Origin of the sequence: Arthrobacter subterraneus (genome assembly GCF_900099735.1) — a bacterium.
GTDB classification, from domain to species: domain Bacteria; phylum Actinomycetota; class Actinomycetes; order Actinomycetales; family Micrococcaceae; genus Arthrobacter_D; species Arthrobacter_D subterraneus.
Map to the genome: position 1 here is coordinate 214,107 of NZ_FNDT01000005.1, position 17,120 is coordinate 231,226.

Here is a 17,120-nt window from a genome sequence, read left to right on the forward strand (position 1 = left end):
GCCTCAGCGGCGGCGGTTACGACGGCGTTCGTTACTACTGAGCTTCTTGGTGAAAGGACGCGCCAGGTTGTCGCCAAGCACCACTCCTCCGGCAATGGCCAGGATGATGGTGAGCGCGTTGAACAGCCCGATCGCGCCGGCGCCCGTCACATCGGTCTCGATCGTCAGGTCGTACATCGACCGGAAGATCGTAAGCCCCGGGTACAGGAACATCACCGCGGGCACCGCGACCACCAGTTGCGGCGCCCCCATGCGCAGTGCCACCACCCGGGCGAGCATACCGATCAAAACGGCCGCAACCGCGGGCGCGAGCCGGTAGCCCACGCCCAGGTTGACCACCAGTGAATACAGGAGGAACCCGGCGGTTCCGATGAGCGAGGTGGGGATGATCAGCGACAGGTCCGTCTGCTCGGCGACGCAGATCATCGCAATCGCTACGAAGACAAACACCGCAACCACGGGCAGCGGATACAACGAGCCCTCCGAGGATGTGACGTCGAGTTCCGGCACGCCGATGAGTTTGCCGAATACCAGCGCGACGGCGATCCCGGACACCAGACCTGCGAACACCAGGAAGGCGGACAGGAACCGGCCGGCCGCAGTCACCGGGAAGCCGTTGATGGCGTCCTGGGTTGCTGACACCAGCCGTCCTGTCGGCAGGAGGAGCAGGATGCCGCCCACCACCACGAGCGCCGGCGAAATCGGCGCCTCCAGCCACCACATCAGCATCGCAATGAACGTGACCAGGGCAGCCGACGTCGCGGTTGCAAAGAACTCCGGCACACGCCAGCGTCCCAGCTGACGTGAAAGCAGATCCACTCCGATACAGCTCGCAAACGAGATGAGCGAGCCCAGCGGTCCGCCGCCGATGAACGCCACAATGGCCGCTGCGAACACGCCGAACGCCGCAGTGACCATCCAGCGTGGGAACGGCTTCGGCCGGTGGGTGATCTCTTCGAGGCGCCGGATCGCTTCGGAGCGGTCCACGCCGCCGTCGGCGATGTCGGTCACGAGCTGGTGCACGCGTGTCAGACCGGCATAGTTGTTGGTCCAGGACCGGACTACGCGCAGAACTGTGGTCGGTGTCTGGTCTTTGGCGGAATAGTTGAGCACCACGGACTGGTTGGTGATGTCGACCTCGATGTTGTCCAGCCCAAACGCAGCGGTCACCGCGATGATGCTGGTTTCCACCTCCAGCGCACCCGCACCGTAACGGAACATTGTCTCGGCAAGGCTGAGGGCAAAGTCGAGCGTGCGGCGTGCGCCGACGTCGGGCCCTCCCACCTGGACGGTGGGATTGGCAAAGGGACTGCCGGCGAGCCGCTCAACGAGGTTCATCGCCTGCGTGGGCGGGGCTTCCCCCTGGACCAGGCGCCGGAGCATCTTGCGGGCAGCAAGCTGCGAGCGGTCGGGCCGGGCGGCCTGCGGTGTGATCGGCAGGGCGTCGGTCGGGTTGGCCGGAGGTCGTGAGCCGCCGGCTTTCCGGGCAACCTTCGCTCTGGCCTTGCCCGGCGCCGCCGGTGACGATCTGGCCTTGTCCGGGGTTCCCGGTGATGACTCAGCCTGCCCCGGGGTTCCCGGTGAGCCCACAACAGGCAGCTGTTCAGCCACCGGGGAGGGGTTGGTGTCCGGGCTCCGGCGCTTACTGGCACCGGACTTGTCTGCCACGTGATGTCCCTTCCTGGACTCGGATTCCTTCAACGGGTCCGGAATTGTTCCGGTTTAGTAGAACGGCTGGTGGGTGCGCCGCCAGTAGACCTGCCGCAGGACCCGTTCGCCCAACTTCTGCCACGCACGGTACTTCATGGGGCTGAGCACCAGGTCGTAGCACCCCACAAAGTCCGTGACCGTCTTGGTGAAGCTGGTCTTGAACAGGCCCAGGCCGTGGTGCTGGTGGCTCTTGTCCTTCAGCTGATCGCTCGGAGGCGTCCCACAGAAGTCGTACTCGACGATATTGTGCTCTTCCTTGAGATCGTTGATGGCCCTCCATTGGAGGAGGTGCGAGTCACCGTACTGCGAGCGCCCGGGCTTCGACCCGCCGTCCTTATAGGTGCCCTTGCGGCCGTAGTTGATGACAAACGCACCGACCGACGGTTCGCCGTCCTCGTGGACGAAGTAGAGCCGGCCCTGTCCCGCGGCCACGAAGTTGGACCAGAACCGCCGGTAATACTCGAACGAGCGCAGCCGGGCCGCCGACCGGTCCTCAATGTGCGCCATCAACCGGTACATCGTGCGGAAATTCTCCTCGGTGGGCTCCATCCGCTGAACGGTGACTCCCTCCCGCTCAGCGCGCCGGACGGCGTTGCGCCCGCGTGAGTGCAAGTTGCGCAGCAGTTGCCTGGGTTCCGGCGTCGTGTCGAGGATGGCCGTGTGATCGTTGGGCTGGAGATTGAACGCCTTGACCAGTCCCGCGCGGCGGAAGATAGTCCGCACCTCGGCATTGTCCTCGATGTCCGGCTCGATCTTGAGCGCAAAGACCGGCAGCTTCGCCTCCTCAATGAAGGTCCGGAAGGCATCCAGCACAGCCGGGACGTCCCCGGGGCTTGCGACGTCCGGGCCCTTGATCAGGTACCAGAGGCTGCCGAGCAGCGGGACCTTTTTTTCAAGGACCAGATTGTAGGTGGTGTACTCCGCTGACTCGCAGGCGACGAACAGCGGCTGCCACCCGTGATGGGACTTGACCTCGGCGAAAGCCGCCGACTGCAGCAGGTTGCCGCCGTTTGGGTTGGCTGTGACCAGCGAGTCCCAGTTCTTGCGTTCTTCCTCAGTGGCAAATCGCGCAGTAAACGTACCCATGGTCCTCAATCACAACTGGTCGGCAGGCGGTCGATTCAGTCTAGCCGTTGGCGCTGGAGGGGCCACGCCCGGAGGGGCGGCCCTGTACCGGCGGGGAACTCCATGGATAGCATCGAAAGCATGGAATTCAGATACCTCGGAAACAGCGGACTCAAAATCTCGGAGATCACCTACGGAAACTGGCTGACCCACGGCTCACAAGTGGAGAACGACGTCGCAGCCCAGTGCGTGCGCGCCGCGCTCGACGCCGGAATCAGCACCTTCGATACGGCGGATGTCTACGCCAATACGGCAGCGGAAACAGTTCTGGGTGAAGCCCTCAAGGGCGAGCGCCGGCAGTCGCTGGAAATCTTCACCAAGGTGTATGGGCCCACCGGGCCGAAGGGCCACAATGACACCGGGCTGTCCCGCAAACACATCATGGAATCGATTGACGGCTCACTGCAGCGGTTGCAGACCGATTACGTTGACCTGTACCAGGCGCACCGCTTCGACTTCGAGACGCCGCTCGAGGAGACAATGCAGGCCTTCGCCGACGTTGTCCGGCAGGGCAAGGCGCTGTACATCGGCGTGAGCGAGTGGACGGCCGAGCAGTTGCGGGACGGAGCCGCACTCGCCCGGGAGCTGGGCTTCCAGCTCATCTCCAACCAGCCCCAGTATTCAATGCTGTGGCGGGTGATCGAGGAAAAGGTGGTGCCGACGTCGGAGGAACTCGGCATCTCCCAGATTGTCTGGTCCCCCGTCGCACAGGGAGTGCTCACCGGCAAATACACGCCGGGACAGGCGCCGGAGCAGGGCTCGCGCGCAGCTGACGACAAGGGCGGTGCGGATATGATCAAGCGCTGGATGTCCGATGACGTCCTCACCGGCGTCCAGAAGCTCCAGCCGATCGCCGAGGAAGCCGGTCTCACGATGGCACAGCTTGCCATCGCCTGGGTCCTGCAGAACCCCAACGTCGCTTCCGCAATCATCGGCGCTTCGCGTCCTGAGCAGGTCGAATCCAACGTTGCCGCCGCCGGGGTGAAGCTGGACCCGGCGGTGATGCAGAAGATCGATGACGCAGTCGGGCACCTCGCCGAGACCGACCCGGCAAAGACCACCTCTCCCGAGACGCGCCAGGCATGAGGGTTGCTGTCACCGGCTCCAGCGGCAAACTGGGGCGCAGCGTCGTAGCCGGGCTTCAGGAGGCGGGGCATGAGGTGCTCGGCCTTGACCTGCAGGGCGAGCGCGGACGGGATTTCCTCGCAATCGACCTCACCAACTACGGCGATGTTGTGGACGCCATTCTGGGAGTGGATGACCGGCACTCGGGTTTTGACGCCGTCGTGCATCTGGCGGCCATCCCGGCTCCCGGCCTTCGGGCGGATGCGGCCACTTTCCACAACAACATGCTGGCCACCTACAACGTCTTCCAGGCGTGCAGGCGGGCTGGGGTCACGAGGATTGTCTACGCCTCCAGCGAGACCGTCCTCGGGCTGCCGTTCGATGAGGCGCCGCCGTACATCCCGGTCGACGAGGAGTATGACGCCCGCCCCGAGAGCACCTATTCGCTGGTGAAACACCTCGAGGAGCAGATGGCCATCCAGCTCACCCGCTGGGACCCGGCACTGAGCATCACCGCCCTGCGGTTTTCCAATGTGATGGACCCCGAGGATTACGCCGATTTCCCCTCCTTTGATGCGGATCCGATGCTGCGGAAGTGGAACCTGTGGGGCTACATCGACGGTCGGGACGGTGCCCAGGCCGTTCTGCGCGCCCTGGAAAACGCGCAGAACGGTTTCGACCGGTTCATCATCGCGGCATCAGACACTGTAATGAGCCGCTCGAGCGCCTCCCTGGCCGCCGAGGTGTTTCCCGACGTCGAAGTGGTCAGGGACGTAGGCGAGCATGAGACGCTCCTGTCCATCGACAAGGCCCGGCGGGTGCTCGGCTTCGAACCGCGGCACAGTTGGCGGGATCACGCCGGCAGCTAACTCGCCGGCGGGGTCTTCGGAGCATCCGCAGGCCCCGCCGGACTAGCCGGGCATCCAAATGATCAGTAGGCTTACTGGTTTCGGGGCGTCGCTCCGAAGTGCAATCGTCGAAAGGATCGATCATGACTGAGAATCTTCCCGATGAGGAACTGACCGTGGTCGGCGAGGAGCCGGACGCGGTGGATGAGTCGATTGCGCCGGAGGCTCTCGACCCGGTGAAGGACGGGCAGCCGGACAGCTACCCCACTGCCGCGGAGAACAACCCGGACAACTGGCAGCAGGATCCGCTGCTGCAGGATGAGCCGGGAGCCGGCGCAGGTCTGGAGGAAAGCGACCAGAGCCTGCGCGACGAGACCGAGGAAGCCCGCTTCCGTGAAGGCGAGGAGCAGGTTCCGCCGGAAGAACCGACCATCGGCGAGGCTGCGGCTGACGTCGACTTCGGTGAGCCGATGAGCGATGAGGAAGTCGACGCAAGCGATGACGGCGCCAACTTCGGCGGATCACCGCTGAGCCAGTTTGAACCGGAGGACCTGGACCGGTAGCAGCGGCGCCGCGGCCGGAGCACTCCCCGTAGAGTGGAAATCGTGAAGAAACTCGTTGCGCTGTCCCTGCTCGTGCCCTTTTCCGCCCTCCTCATGGGCTGCAGCCAGATCGAGGAAACTGCCGGCGGGATAGCCGGCGACGCCGCTTCCCAGGTGGCGGGGGCGGCCGCAGAAGAAGTTGAGTCCCAGGTCTGCGCCCTGGTCAGTGACGGCAATATCAGCGCGGAGGATGCGGAAATGCTCGGTTCGCTGGTCGACGCAGCCGAGACAGCCGGGGTTCCTGCTGAGATCACCGACCCGCTTCGGGATATCGCCGCGGCCGGGGACGAGGTGCCCGCGGAGTCGGTGGAGTCACTGAATGAGGCCTGCGCGCCGTCGTCGTAATTCCGCCAGGTAGCGTTTCGATGTCGATTGTCCATCAAGTGTTCAATTGACCGCGCGCTAGCAGTACGTTGTCTCTATGAGAGGCGGCTCCCCCAGGGTCGTACGTGAGGCGACTGCTTACCAGGACGCGGTGTCCCGGTCCATCAGGGCGGCTTGCGCGCGGTGGGTCGCGATCGAGCTCGAATTCGGGCTACTCAGCGGTTCCGAGGTGGACGCGCTCCTTGGCCCGCATTGGCCGCCCGCCGGTTGCCTCGCCGCTGAACGCCGGATCCTCGGCGTCGCCACCAAGGCCGGGCGCGTCCTGTATCCGGGATTCCAGTTCGATGCCGCCGCACGCACGGTGCGTCCCATCGTGGCCGAGGTAGCGCAGATCGGCCTGGACGGTGGCTGGAAGGACCGTCACATCCTGCAGTGGTTCTGCGTTCCGAACGGCTGCCTTCATGGTGAACGGCCCGTCGATCTGCTGGACGACCGCGAGCGCCTGCTCGCTGCCGTGCACGCTGATCTGGAGACAGTGTGGTGAAAGCGCTCATCATTGCCGCGGCGGCCGCGCTGCTGCTTTCCGGGTGCGGTGCGGTGGCAGTGCCGGGCGGAAACGCGGGCTCAGACCCGCCGTCGCCCTCGGAGGAACTGATCGGGCAGGGCACCGTGATCTCGGATGGAGACGGCATGGCGAGGCTGTGCCTCGGAGCCGTGATGGAGTCCTATCCGCCCCAGTGCTCCGGCCCTGAGATCATCGGTTGGGACTGGACCGCCGTGGACCAGTCGGAAACCGCCGCGGGAGTCACCTGGGGCACCTACGCCGTGCAGGGAACCTGGGACGGCACCGCCTTCACGCTGACCCAACCGCCTGTTCCGCTGGCCCTTTACGACCCTCCGGCGACTATTGATCCACGCACCGACCCCGCCAACCCCGGCGCCGGCAGCGAGGCCCAACTGGAGGCACTGCAGCAGGAGCTCGCGGGCGCGGAGCCCGGCGGCGTGCTCATGTCATGGGTGGAGAACGGCTATCTCTTCATCACCGTGGAGTACGACGACGGGACTCTCCAGAGCACCTACGACGCCCGGTACGGGCCGGATATCGTAGCCGTCCAATCGGCACTGCGGCCGGTTGGTCAGTGACTGATTCCTGACTCGCCGACCCCGCCCGGCAGGAATGTCAGAGCCGCGCAGTACCTTGGTCGCATGAATACATCATCTGCTTCCGCCATCACTCCCCCGCCCGCTGTCCGGCACCCGGAACGCGGGCGAAGGTACTCCATCGAGGAACTCCGCAGCCTCGCCGACGGCGGCGATGCCTGGGCGCTGTGCCAGGTGGATCAGTGGGAACTCGAGTTCGCCAATGTGTTTTCCGGCACCCTGTCCGAGCGGTGCACGGACACCGGATGCGAGGCCTACGGCGAACCCGTGGATACCTGCTATGACGGGGACGGCCGCCCGCTGGACGTCGACCACGGCGGGTGGGGCCACAGCGTCACCTGGGCACGAGCTGCCTGATTCTTCACCGGCAGAGGTGCCTTCCCAGACGGCCCCGCCCCGTCTGCAGCCCCTGGCGGGCAGATAACTCGGAACCCGACGCATGCGAAGTGACTGCACCCGGATACAGTGGAGGTATGTACCTCGATCACCCGCAAGCCCTGGCCGATGATGCGGTTCTCGAGAACCGCAAATCCATGTTGGCGACCGCGCCGCACATTCAGAGCCTGGAAGAGTGGCGGGCAGGCTACGCAGCCACTCGCTCCACCCCCGTCCCGCACTTCGATCCGGCTGACGCCGGCGACCAGGCACGCGTCCTGTTTGTTCTCGACCGCCCGGCAGAGGACGTTTTCTCCGATAACGGCACCGGTTTTGTTTCCGTGGACAACCCCGACAGCTCTGCCGAGCGGTGCTGGATCGAACGGGATTCTGCCGGACTGCACGAGGGCGTTCTCATGTGGAACATGGTTCCGTTCCTGGCTCCCAACCCGAATGCGGACAACCGTACCGCCGGTGCAAAAGCGCTCGGCTCGGTCCTGCGGCTCCTGCCGCGCCTCGAGGTGGTGCTGCTCTGCAGCGACGCCGTGCAACAGACCTGGGACAAGCACCTGCAGGACCGCGTTCCGCGCGTCACAGTAATCAAGGCGCCCGGGGTGGGCCCGCAGTCGCTCTCCCGCAAGACCAAGCAGGACGAACTCCGAAAGGCTGTCGAGCGCGCAAAGCGCCTTGTCGGCTGAGTACTGCGATCGGCTGGCTGGCTGAGCGCTGCGCCCGGTCGGCTGTGCCCTGCCATCGGTGAGGGTGGCTGTACGCCCGTCCGGCACCTGTGAGAGCTGTCTGCCCGGAATCTCTCCCGGCTTGCGGGCACAGTCTGGCCCGGGAAACGCCCGTCCGGGCGGGATATGATGGAGCCCCCTGTCGGATTCGAACCGACGACCCCCGCTTTACAAGAGCGGTGCTCTGGCCAACTGAGCTAAGGAGGCGCACTGGCTAAGCCAGCGTGCGCCGTCGTCGTGGGTGACGTTGACAGCGCTACACAAGATTAGCCCAGCGCCGCCGCAGGCGGGAAATCAGCCCGCGGGCGGGCTTCAGCTTTTCTCGTCGATTTTCGCCTGGGTCACGGCGGCGAATTCGCTCACTGCATCCGGAACTTCCTCACCGTCCACGAATACCGTGGGGGTCCCGCCCACGCCGTAGGTCTCCGCTGCCTGGGTTCCAAACTGCGCCCACGGCCGGAAGGTGCCCTCCGCCAGGCAGGTGGAGATGTCTTCGGCACCCACTGCCGCCGCCAGCTCCGCCAGCTCGGCATCCGACAGTTCACCGTTTTCGAAGTTGCCGAACACCGCCGCGGAGAAGTCCCAGTAGGCGCCGGGCGACGCGTCCGCAACGCATGCCAGGGCGGCTGCTCCGCGCGAGGAGTAGTCCGTCTGCGAGTTGGCATCGAGGTACGCCACGTTCCGGTATTCGAAGGTGATGGCTCCCTCGTCCAGCCAGGTCTGGATCTGCTCCGCGTGGGTCCGCTCGAAGTTGGCGCAGTGCACACAGTTGACGTCCACATAGGCCACAACCTGCACCGGCTCATCGGCGCCGGCCGCGCTCACGCCGGGCGGCGGATCCGCGGGGCTGGCTGCTTCCTCCGGCAGGGTGGCGATGTCCACCGTCTGCACGTCCGTGGCCGCCAGCTCCGTTGTGGAGGTCAGCGTGATACCTCCGAACTCGTTGCCGTGTGCCGGAGCGGGTCCGGCCTCGGGGACCTGGCTCCGGATGTTGCCTGCGACGATAAGGCCAATGATCACGAGGATGGCGATGACCGCCGCCACAACGCCCCACTTGATCAGAAAGGAGGCCCGCTTCTGGCGCCGGTCCCGCTCCTCCATCGCCAGCCGCGCCTGCTCGCGCGCTTCCGATTTCCGTTGGGCTTTGCTGGGTCTCGGGTTGCTTGAGCTCATCAGTCCTCGTTGTTCACGCGGTTACGTATCCAAACCACTTTAGGCGACGCCTCCGCGCAGCCGTATCCCGTCCAGCCGCACCGCGCGGCCGCTCCGCCCAACCGGCTAAAGTCATCAGTAGGCCTACCATCGTCAGGGGAGACAGTATGCAATCAGGTGACACCACATACGGTGAGTTTGAATTCATAGTCGTGTCCAACCGGCTTCCGGTTGACCGCGTGAACGACGACGACGGCAACGGCACCTGGCGGAGGTCACCCGGCGGTCTGGTCACCGCGCTCGCTCCGGTGATGGAGAAGGCGGACGGCGCCTGGGTGGGATGGCACGGCGCTCCCGATGAAACCCTCGATTCATTTGATCACACCGACATCCGGCTGGTACCCGTTCCGCTGAGCGCTGATGAGGTCGAGTTCTACTACGAGGGTTTCTCCAACGCCACGCTGTGGCCGCTTTACCACGACGTCATCGCCCCGCCGGAGTTCCATCGCCACTGGTGGGATTCATACCGGAAGGTCAACGAACGCTTTGCGGAGCGGACGGCGGCCATCGCAGCGGAGGGCGCCACCGTCTGGGTGCAGGACTACCAGCTTCAGCTAGTCCCCAAGCTGCTCCGCGAGGCCCGGCCGGATCTCAAGATCGGCTTCTTCAACCACATCCCCTTCCCGCCGCTGGAGATCTACGCGCAACTCCCCTGGCGGCGCCAGGTGATCGAGGGCCTGCTCGGCGCCGACCTGATCGGTTTCCAGCGGCCCAGCGATGCCAGCAACTTCCTGCGCTGCGTCCGCCGTTTCCTTGGCCTGGCGGTTCGCCAGCAGCAGGTGCAGGTGAAGGGCGTCGACGGCGCACCGGACTACGTGTCGCGTGCCGAAGCGTTCCCCATTTCCATCGACGTACAGCGCATCGTCGATCTCGCGAACCGCCCCGACATCATCGAGCGTTCCCAGGAGATCCGCCGGGAACTCGGCAACCCGAAGCACATCCTGCTCGGCGTTGACCGCTTGGACTACACCAAGGGCATCGGGCATCGCCTCAAGGCCTACGAGGAGCTTCTCGCCGACGGGATCATCCACGTGGAGGATGCGGCCCTCATCCAGGTCGCAAGCCCCAGCCGCGAGCGGGTGGAGCAATACCGGCTCCTGCGTGAAGAGGTGGAGGGCGCCGTCGGCCGCATCAACGGCACCTACGACACCATCAAGAACACTGCCATCCGCTACCTTCACCACAGCTATCCAGTCGAGGAAATGGTGGCACTGTACCTGGCGGCCGACGTCATGCTCGTCACCGCCCTCCGTGACGGCATGAACCTCGTGGCGAAGGAGTACGTTGCGGCCCGCACCGGCAACCGCGGCGCCCTGGTACTGAGTGAGTTCGCGGGAGCCGCGGACACGCTGCGCCAGGCCATCCTCGTCAACCCGCATGACATCGACGGACTCAAGAGCGCCATCCGCGGTGCGCTCGATATGAGCCCGTCGGAGGCAACCCGCCGCATGCGGACCATGCGCCGCCAGGTGCTGCAGAACGACGTCGAACGATGGTCGCAGGCCTTCCTCACCGAGCTGCAGGACGGCGCCCGGGAGGAAATCCTTGTCTGAGCCGCTCAGCCCCGAACTGCTCTCCGCGCTGGCGACGGCGGCGGCCACCGATACACTGCTGGTCGCACTCGATTTCGACGGCACCATGTCGCCCCTCGTTGACCGGGCGGAGGACGCCAGGGCGCTGCCCGGTTCCGCGGCTGCGCTGCGGGAGCTTGCGCAAATTCCACGTACGACGACGGCGCTCATCTCCGGGCGTGCGCTGGACAGCCTGCGTGCGGTTGCCTCGCCGGAACCCGAGACCCTCCTTATCGGCAGCCACGGCGCTGAAACCTGGACCGGGCCTGACGGCGCACCCCTGGAACTGACGCCGTCACAGACGGAGATCCTGCAGCGGGCCACCGACGCGGTCCGGAAGGTCGTGGATGCCCATCCCGGCACGCTCCTCGAACTGAAACCGGCCGGAGTCGTACTGCACACCAGAACGGCTGACGCCGAGACGGCCGAGGCCGCCGCCTCGGTTGCCCGCACCGAGGTGTCCTCGCTGGATGGAGTGCACCTGAGCGATGGAAAGAATGTTCTTGAGCTCTCCGTGGTGCAGGCAGACAAGGGCACCGGGCTGGAGTCACTGCGTCAGCTGGTGGGAGCCACGGCCGTGGTGTTCGCCGGTGATGACGTCACTGACGAGCACGCGTTGAAGACGCTCACAGCCCCCGATGTCGGCATCAAGGTCGGCGATGGCGAGACCGCGGCGAACTATCGCATCGAGTCCCCGGAACAGCTGGTGCAGGTCCTCGAGGAGCTGGTCACATTACGCCGTGCTGGCGCCCGGGCCTGACTTCATGCCATACTCGGTTCTTGTGACGCAGTTCACGGTGGGTCGAACCCGGCCTCCGTACTGAATCACTCCAACTGAATATTTTCCATTCACAACGGATCGTCGGGCACGTACCTGCCCGTGAAAAGGATAAGAAAAATGGCAACGGTAACGTTTGACCAGGCTACGCGCCTGTACCCGGGCACCGAGAAGCCCGCCGTAGACAAGCTCAACATCGAGATCGCAGACGGCGAATTCCTCGTCCTCGTTGGACCCTCCGGTTGCGGAAAGTCCACCTCCCTCCGCATGCTGGCCGGCCTGGAAGACGTCAACTCCGGCCGCATCCTCATCGGTGACCGCGACGTCACCGATGTTCCTCCGAAAGACCGCGACATCGCGATGGTCTTCCAGAACTACGCGCTGTACCCCCACATGTCCGTTGCCGACAACATGGGCTTCGCCCTGAAGATCGCCGGTGTCTCGAAGGAAGAGCGCGCACAGCGGGTGCGTGAAGCCGCCAAGCTCCTCGACCTTGAGGACTACCTGGACCGCAAGCCGAAGGCACTCTCCGGCGGCCAGCGCCAGCGTGTTGCCATGGGTCGCGCGATCGTCCGTAACCCGCAGGTCTTCCTGATGGATGAGCCGCTGTCCAACCTCGACGCCAAGCTCCGCGTGCAGACCCGTACGCAGATCGCTTCGCTGACCCGCCGCCTCGGAGTCACCACTGTGTACGTGACCCACGACCAGGTCGAGGCCATGACCATGGGAGACCGCGTTGCAGTCCTCAAGGACGGCATCCTCCAGCAGGTGGACACCCCGCGCAACCTCTACGAGCGCCCCAAGAACGTCTTCGTGGCGGGCTTCATCGGTTCACCCGCGATGAACCTCCTGGAGCTGCCCACCACCGAGGCAGGCGTGAAGTTCGGTGACACCACCTACCCCGTCCCGCGCGAGGTGCTGAGCTCCGCACACGGCAGCACCGTAACCCTCGGCGTCCGGCCCGAGGATCTGGGCCTCGCTCCGGCAGGTGAAGGCCTCCGGGTTGAGGTTGACGTCGTCGAGGAACTGGGCGCGGATGCCTACCTCTACGGCCACACCACGCTTGACGGCCGGGACCACGACATCGTGGCCCGCGTCGACGGCCGCCGCCCACCGATGAAGGGCGACACCGTGTACGTGCGCCCGGAGAAGGGGCACGTGCACCTGTTCGACACCAAGGACGGGCTGCGCCTGGCTGACCACGTGTAATTCCCGCCCTTTAGCGGTTCGGTACACATTCCGCGGTGGCCCCTGCTGGTTGACGGTAAACTCAACCGGCAGGGGCCACCGTCGTTGACAGGACTTATTGATCACCATGACTGACTCAACCCAAGCCAATTGGCATCACGAGCCAACGGATTATGATCAGCCGGGCAAGTTGCCGCGAAACCGGAGCGCCCTTGCGGAGGGTTCCCTTGGCTCACTGAACATCCTGGCCGCGGCAACGGATCCGGAACTGCTCGACCTGCCGTGGCACCTCGCCCTGGAGGAATGGCCTGCTGAGTACCTCGCGGCCCTTCCCCGTGGCATCTCCCGCCACATTGTCCGGTTTGCCCACCTCGGTGGATCGGTGATCGCGGTGAAGGAGACCAGCGAGCATATCGCGCGGCATGAATATCACATGCTGCGCAAGCTGCAGCGTCTCGATGTACCGTGCGTGGAGCCCGTCGCCGTGATCTCAGGCCGGAAGACGCTCGACGGCGATGACCTGAACCCTGTGCTCGTAACGCGCCATCTGAAATTCTCGATGCCGTACCGTGCACTCTTTTCGCAGATGCTTCGGAAAGATACGCTGACCCGTCTTATTGACGCACAGGCGCTCCTCCTTGTCCGTCTTCACCTCATCGGCTTCTACTGGGGCGACGTATCACTCTCGAACACACTGTTCAGGCGCGACGCCGGGGCTTTCGCCGCCTACCTCGTGGACGCCGAGACCGGTGAACTGTACCCGGAGCTGTCCACCGGGCAGCGCGAATACGATCTCGAAATTGCACGGGTCAACATCGCCGGCGAACTCATGGACCTGGCCGAGGGCGGGCTCATCGAGGAGAAGGTGGATCCGCTGGCCACCAGCGAACTCATCATGGACAGCTACCGGCGGTTGTGGGCCGAACTCACGGAGCAGGAGTCCTTCGAGCTCGGCGAACGTTGGCGGGTGAACGCGAGGATCCGCCGCCTCAATGACCTCGGGTTCGACGTCGAGGAGTACGCCATCAAGACCGTCTCCGAGAGCTCCCAGATCCAGCTCCAGCCCAAAGTGGTCGACGCCGGGCACCACAGCCGCCGGCTGATCCGCCTTACGGGTATCGACGCCCAGGAGAACCAGGCCCGGCGCCTGCTGAATGACATGGATGCCTACCGGGCCGACAACACCCCGGAGCTTGATGAGGAGATCAGCGCGCACCAGTGGGTAGCCCACGTCTTCGAGCCCATTGTGCGGGCGGTTCCCCGCGAGCTCGGCGGCAAGCTCGAGCCCGCAGAAGTGGTTCACGAGGTGCTCGAGCACCGCTGGTACATGTCGGAAAAGCAGGACCGCAACGTGCCGCTCGCCGAGGCCGTGCAGTCCTATCTCGACTCGGTGCTGCGCCACCGGCGCGATGAGGCAGCGATCATGCTGACGGCCGACACCAAGACACTGAACATCATCAGCGGCGGTGCACAGGAGGGCAGCTGACGCCTATGGCATCAGCTGGCTGCAGTCGATCTCCTGGCCCTGGAACTCCTGCACACCGGGACCTGCGGTCTGGCAGAATTCAATAACTTCCTGCGAAAAGGGGATCAGCGCAATCAGGCCAATCACCGCGATGATGCCGGTGATCACGCCGATCGCTCCGATGATGATTCCGGCGAGGGCAAAGCCGTTGCCCATTCCCGCTTTCCTCGACTTCACCATCGCGATAATGGAAATGATCAGGCCAACGATGGAGATGGGCCAGATGATCGAGCAGATCAGACCGACAATGCCCAGTGTTTTTCCCGGGTTCTCTGCCGGCTGCCCATAGCCGCCATATCCGCCGGGGCTTCCATACGGGGAGCCCTGCGTCTGGCCGTATCCTGTGGGCGGCTGCTGACCATAGGGTTGTCCGTACCCAGGGGGCTGCTGTCCATAAGGCTGACTCGGCGCTGCCTGCCCCTGTGGCTCATTCGAGGAAGAGGGCTGCTGCCACTGCTGCCCCGCGGGATAGCGGGAGGAGTTGTCCTTGCCGCCGTTGGTACCGTCCGGTTGGCCAGATTGGCCGGTAGGGTTGTCTGTCACGGTATGTCCCCATTTCTCACGTCTGATGCTGCCGCTGCAATGCCCACCGATCATGCGCTGCCGGCTCCGTCCAGTCTATCCGCCGTTCCCGACAGACGCCTGGAAGGCAGCCCGGCTCCTCAGGAGATGGCCTTGCCCGGATTAAGGATGCCCCGGGGGTCGAAAGCTTCCTTGATGCGCCGTTGCAGGTCTATTACGTCGGGGCTTTGTTCCCATGGCAGCCATTTGAGCTTGTACTGACCGACGCCGTGCTCACCGGTGATCGTGCCGCCCAGGCCCAGTGCGACCTTCACGGACTCGTCCAGTGCCGCGTGAAGCCTGGACGTTCCAGCAACCCCCTCGTCACGCGGCACCCAGAAGGTCGGGTGCAGGTTTCCGTCGCCGGCGTGTGCAACCAGGCGAAGCCGAACGCCGAGGTCGCGGGCGATCCGCTCGAGCTCGGCAGCGTAGTGCACCAGCTGGGAACGCGGAACAGCGACGTCCTCACCTACCCGGAAGTCGTCGTCCACGCCGTCGCCCCTGGCGTTCCGCCGCAGGTCGAGCAGCATCCCGGCCTCGGCTCCCTCTTCGGCCTCGACGGTCGCGCCCACCGCCCTGAGTACTTCCTGAACGACGGCGGCTTCCGCTGCTGCGCCGAAACCGTCCGTCTGGACAAGAAGCAGGGCATCTCCCCGCTCACCCAGGTGCGAGTCGAACGCCGCATCGAGGATGGCGAGGGTATTGCCGTCAAGAAGCTCAAGGATGGCGGGCTGGACCCGGGCGGCGCCGATTGCCAGCACACCGGCGGCTGCCGCCGGCAGATCGGGGAAGAAGGCAGCAAGCGTCCGGGTCTCCACCGGAAGGTATTTCAGACGCACGGTGATGCCGACAACAATGCCCAGCGTCCCTTCCGAACCGATAAACAGCGCAGTCAGGTCATAACCCGCCACGCCCTTGAAGGTTACGTGGCCCGTATGAATGAGCGTTCCATCTGCAAGCACGACGTCGAGAGCGAGTACCGAGTCCCGTGTCACTCCGTACTTGGCACATCTCAGTCCGCCCGCGTTGGTGGCAACGTTGCCCCCGAGGGTCGAGATTGCGTGACTCGCGGGGTCCGGCGCGTACATCAACCCATGCGGCGCCGCTGCAAGGTTAAGGTCGGCATTGATGACTCCTGGTTCGACGACGGCCACCTCATCCTGCGGGCGTACCTCGATGATCCGGTTCATCCGCTCGAGGCTGAGGATGATGCACCCGGGGACGGCATGAGCGCCGCCGGACAGGCTGGTGCCCCTGCCCCGGGCTACAACCGGCACTCCCAGCCGGTGTGCGCACCGCATCACGTGCTGGACCTCGTCCACATTTTCAGCAAGCACGACGACGGCGGGCTCGGCCGGCTCCGTGAGAGGACCCTGGTCGCGGGCGTAGCTCCCCCGGGAGTTCCGGTCGGTCAGAACGCGGGATGCCCCCACGCCCGATAGAAGCGCTTCAACCACCGCCGCAGGTCCGTGGTGTGCTGTCCCAGGGGTCATCACGCACCACCCATGAAACGCCGGTAGGAGAAGAGAGCAGCTTCCCAGTCCGGAGCGGCAGCGCGCTGTTCCACCCCGGTCTCCCCCGCGGCCCAGCCGTCCTGCGTCAGGGTCAGGCGGGTGCCGGATTCAGCCGGCGTGAACGAGATGGAGACGCGGGTCGACAGATCCGGATTGCCCCGATGGTGCCAGGCCAGCTGCAGTTCATTCGCGGACGGCGACCCGAGGACGGTAGCCCAAAGACGCGTCCTCCCCGATGCGTCCTCTTCGAACAGCTCGCCGTCGGTGAACTCCGGATGGGTGCCCTCACCGAAGTGAGTCAGACTGACGGGCCACCACAGGTGGATTCCATCGGTGAACCCGGCGAATGCGTCCGCGACGTCGCGGGGGACCGTGATTTCCACGGTGGTGGCCGGTGGGGGCCCTTCAGCGTCACCGTCCATTCCGTCGACGCTCTGATGGGAAAAGATGCTGTCCATAGTGGAACTGTAGTGCGGCGGCCGGAGGTGGCCTAAATACCGGGTGGCTCATATACCCGGCGGGCTGCCGGTGTGGTGGGTTAAATGGCTGAGGCTCCGACGGTGGTGTCGGAGCCTCAGCGTTTTTAAGTGTTGTCCGGCGGTGTCCTACTCTCCCACACTCTCTCGGGTGCAGTACCATCGGCGCTGTGGGTCTTAGCTTCCGGGTTCGGAATGGGACCGGGCGTTTCCCCCACGCTATGACCGCCGTAACCCTGTTACCCGTCCCCCTGTGGTACGTGCACCGTAATGGTGTACGTGTGGGGGTGGGAAGTCTTTGGTTACAACTTCTCTATGATGTTGTGTTTTTCGGCGGCACCGGGGAAT

At 64.9% G+C, this 17,120-nt stretch carries 18 protein-coding genes, 1 tRNA gene and 1 rRNA gene; 12 read left to right on the top strand and 8 right to left on the bottom strand.

Going from position 1 to position 17,120, the window contains the following annotated elements:
• Positions 1-3: 3 nt before the first annotated feature.
• Complete coding sequence (locus BLS52_RS08310; RefSeq protein WP_090585832.1) at positions 4-1,668, bottom strand: threonine/serine exporter family protein; 1,665 nt, start codon at positions 1,666-1,668, stop codon at positions 4-6.
• A gap of 54 nt (positions 1,669-1,722) precedes the next feature.
• Positions 1,723-2,796 (bottom strand): lipid II:glycine glycyltransferase FemX, encoded by a 1,074-nt coding sequence (locus BLS52_RS08315; protein ID WP_090585834.1) that lies wholly within the window; start codon positions 2,794-2,796, stop codon positions 1,723-1,725.
• Between the two features lie 120 nt (positions 2,797-2,916).
• On the opposite strand from BLS52_RS08315, the gene BLS52_RS08320 reads away from it, so the two are divergent.
• The 8 genes from BLS52_RS08320 to BLS52_RS08355 all read left to right on the top strand — a co-directional run bounded on the left by BLS52_RS08320 (position 2,917) and on the right by BLS52_RS08355 (position 7,908).
• A complete protein-coding gene (locus BLS52_RS08320; RefSeq protein ID WP_090585893.1) occupies positions 2,917-3,921 on the top strand; it encodes an aldo/keto reductase family protein in 1,005 nt (334 codons plus the stop codon).
• On the top strand, positions 3,918-4,769 hold the full coding sequence (locus BLS52_RS08325; RefSeq protein ID WP_090585836.1) for an NAD-dependent epimerase/dehydratase family protein: 852 nt from the start codon (positions 3,918-3,920) through the stop codon (positions 4,767-4,769). Before BLS52_RS08320 ends, BLS52_RS08325 begins: the two co-directional genes overlap by 4 nt.
• A gap of 122 nt (positions 4,770-4,891) precedes the next feature.
• Complete coding sequence (locus BLS52_RS08330; RefSeq protein WP_090585839.1) at positions 4,892-5,311, top strand: hypothetical protein; 420 nt, start codon at positions 4,892-4,894, stop codon at positions 5,309-5,311.
• Between the two features lie 42 nt (positions 5,312-5,353).
• Positions 5,354-5,695 (top strand): hypothetical protein, encoded by a 342-nt coding sequence (locus BLS52_RS08335; protein WP_342707436.1) that lies wholly within the window; start codon positions 5,354-5,356, stop codon positions 5,693-5,695.
• A gap of 76 nt (positions 5,696-5,771) precedes the next feature.
• On the top strand, positions 5,772-6,218 hold the full coding sequence (locus tag BLS52_RS08340; RefSeq protein WP_139186241.1) for a hypothetical protein: 447 nt from the start codon (positions 5,772-5,774) through the stop codon (positions 6,216-6,218).
• Positions 6,215-6,817 (top strand): hypothetical protein, encoded by a 603-nt coding sequence (locus BLS52_RS08345; RefSeq protein ID WP_139186242.1) that lies wholly within the window; start codon positions 6,215-6,217, stop codon positions 6,815-6,817. The genes BLS52_RS08340 and BLS52_RS08345 overlap by 4 nt, the downstream gene beginning before the upstream one ends.
• A 63-nt stretch (positions 6,818-6,880) precedes the next feature.
• Complete coding sequence (locus BLS52_RS08350; RefSeq protein ID WP_026544691.1) at positions 6,881-7,192, top strand: hypothetical protein; 312 nt, start codon at positions 6,881-6,883, stop codon at positions 7,190-7,192.
• 116 nt (positions 7,193-7,308) lie between these two features.
• Positions 7,309-7,908, top strand: coding sequence for a uracil-DNA glycosylase family protein (locus BLS52_RS08355; protein WP_090585847.1), 600 nt, complete (start codon positions 7,309-7,311; stop codon positions 7,906-7,908).
• A gap of 169 nt (positions 7,909-8,077) precedes the next feature.
• Here the strand turns inward: BLS52_RS08355 and BLS52_RS08360 are convergent.
• Together BLS52_RS08360 and BLS52_RS08365 are read right to left on the bottom strand one after the other, a co-directional pair.
• Positions 8,078-8,154 (bottom strand) — tRNA-Thr (locus BLS52_RS08360).
• 105 nt (positions 8,155-8,259) lie between these two features.
• Positions 8,260-9,120 (bottom strand): DsbA family protein, encoded by an 861-nt coding sequence (locus tag BLS52_RS08365; protein WP_090585848.1) that lies wholly within the window; start codon positions 9,118-9,120, stop codon positions 8,260-8,262.
• 146 nt (positions 9,121-9,266) lie between these two features.
• Here BLS52_RS08365 and BLS52_RS08370 point away from each other — a divergent pair, with 146 nt between their 5' ends.
• The 4 genes from BLS52_RS08370 (at position 9,267) to BLS52_RS08385 (ending at position 14,182) form a co-directional block, all read left to right on the top strand.
• A complete protein-coding gene (locus BLS52_RS08370; protein WP_090585851.1) occupies positions 9,267-10,712 on the top strand; it encodes an alpha,alpha-trehalose-phosphate synthase (UDP-forming) in 1,446 nt (481 codons plus the stop codon).
• Complete coding sequence (gene otsB, locus BLS52_RS08375) at positions 10,705-11,490, top strand: trehalose-phosphatase (protein ID WP_090585853.1); 786 nt, start codon at positions 10,705-10,707, stop codon at positions 11,488-11,490. Before BLS52_RS08370 ends, otsB begins: the two co-directional genes overlap by 8 nt.
• A 138-nt stretch (positions 11,491-11,628) precedes the next feature.
• Positions 11,629-12,717 carry an ABC transporter ATP-binding protein gene (locus BLS52_RS08380; protein WP_090585855.1) on the top strand — a complete coding sequence of 363 codons (1,089 nt, stop codon included), beginning with the start codon at positions 11,629-11,631 and terminating at the stop codon, positions 12,715-12,717.
• 106 nt (positions 12,718-12,823) lie between these two features.
• Complete coding sequence (locus tag BLS52_RS08385) at positions 12,824-14,182, top strand: DUF4032 domain-containing protein (RefSeq protein WP_090585857.1); 1,359 nt, start codon at positions 12,824-12,826, stop codon at positions 14,180-14,182.
• Between the two features lie 3 nt (positions 14,183-14,185).
• On the opposite strand, the gene BLS52_RS18290 is transcribed toward BLS52_RS08385, so the two are convergent.
• From BLS52_RS18290 to rrf, 4 genes are all read right to left on the bottom strand, one after another.
• Positions 14,186-14,818 (bottom strand): hypothetical protein, encoded by a 633-nt coding sequence (locus BLS52_RS18290; RefSeq protein ID WP_139186243.1) that lies wholly within the window; start codon positions 14,816-14,818, stop codon positions 14,186-14,188.
• A gap of 65 nt (positions 14,819-14,883) precedes the next feature.
• Positions 14,884-16,275, bottom strand: coding sequence for an FAD-binding oxidoreductase (locus tag BLS52_RS08395; RefSeq protein ID WP_090585861.1), 1,392 nt, complete (start codon positions 16,273-16,275; stop codon positions 14,884-14,886).
• Positions 16,275-16,754: an SRPBCC domain-containing protein gene (locus tag BLS52_RS08400; RefSeq protein ID WP_090585863.1), complete on the bottom strand. Its 480-nt coding sequence runs from the start codon at positions 16,752-16,754 to the stop codon at positions 16,275-16,277. Before BLS52_RS08400 ends, BLS52_RS08395 begins: the two co-directional genes overlap by 1 nt.
• A 134-nt stretch (positions 16,755-16,888) precedes the next feature.
• A 5S ribosomal RNA gene (gene rrf, locus BLS52_RS08405) occupies positions 16,889-17,005 on the bottom strand.
• Between the last annotated feature and the right edge of the window lie 115 nt (positions 17,006-17,120).

Coding starts and splice junctions, on each gene's coding strand:
- BLS52_RS08315 (WP_090585834.1), bottom strand. CDS start 2,796: ATGGGTACGTTTACTGCGCGATTTGCCACTGAGGAAGAACGCAAGAAC.
- BLS52_RS08320 (WP_090585893.1), top strand. CDS start 2,917: ATGGAATTCAGATACCTCGGAAACAGCGGACTCAAAATCTCGGAGATC.
- BLS52_RS08325 (WP_090585836.1), top strand. CDS start 3,918: ATGAGGGTTGCTGTCACCGGCTCCAGCGGCAAACTGGGGCGCAGCGTC.
- BLS52_RS08330 (WP_090585839.1), top strand. CDS start 4,892: ATGACTGAGAATCTTCCCGATGAGGAACTGACCGTGGTCGGCGAGGAG.
- BLS52_RS08340 (WP_139186241.1), top strand. CDS start 5,772: ATGAGAGGCGGCTCCCCCAGGGTCGTACGTGAGGCGACTGCTTACCAG.
- BLS52_RS08350 (WP_026544691.1), top strand. CDS start 6,881: ATGAATACATCATCTGCTTCCGCCATCACTCCCCCGCCCGCTGTCCGG.
- BLS52_RS08355 (WP_090585847.1), top strand. CDS start 7,309: ATGTACCTCGATCACCCGCAAGCCCTGGCCGATGATGCGGTTCTCGAG.
- BLS52_RS08365 (WP_090585848.1), bottom strand. CDS start 9,120: ATGAGCTCAAGCAACCCGAGACCCAGCAAAGCCCAACGGAAATCGGAA.
- BLS52_RS08370 (WP_090585851.1), top strand. CDS start 9,267: ATGCAATCAGGTGACACCACATACGGTGAGTTTGAATTCATAGTCGTG.
- BLS52_RS08380 (WP_090585855.1), top strand. CDS start 11,629: ATGGCAACGGTAACGTTTGACCAGGCTACGCGCCTGTACCCGGGCACC.
- BLS52_RS08385 (WP_090585857.1), top strand. CDS start 12,824: ATGACTGACTCAACCCAAGCCAATTGGCATCACGAGCCAACGGATTAT.
- BLS52_RS18290 (WP_139186243.1), bottom strand. CDS start 14,818: ATGATCGGTGGGCATTGCAGCGGCAGCATCAGACGTGAGAAATGGGGA.
- BLS52_RS08395 (WP_090585861.1), bottom strand. CDS start 16,275: ATGACCCCTGGGACAGCACACCACGGACCTGCGGCGGTGGTTGAAGCG.
- BLS52_RS08400 (WP_090585863.1), bottom strand. CDS start 16,754: ATGGACAGCATCTTTTCCCATCAGAGCGTCGACGGAATGGACGGTGAC.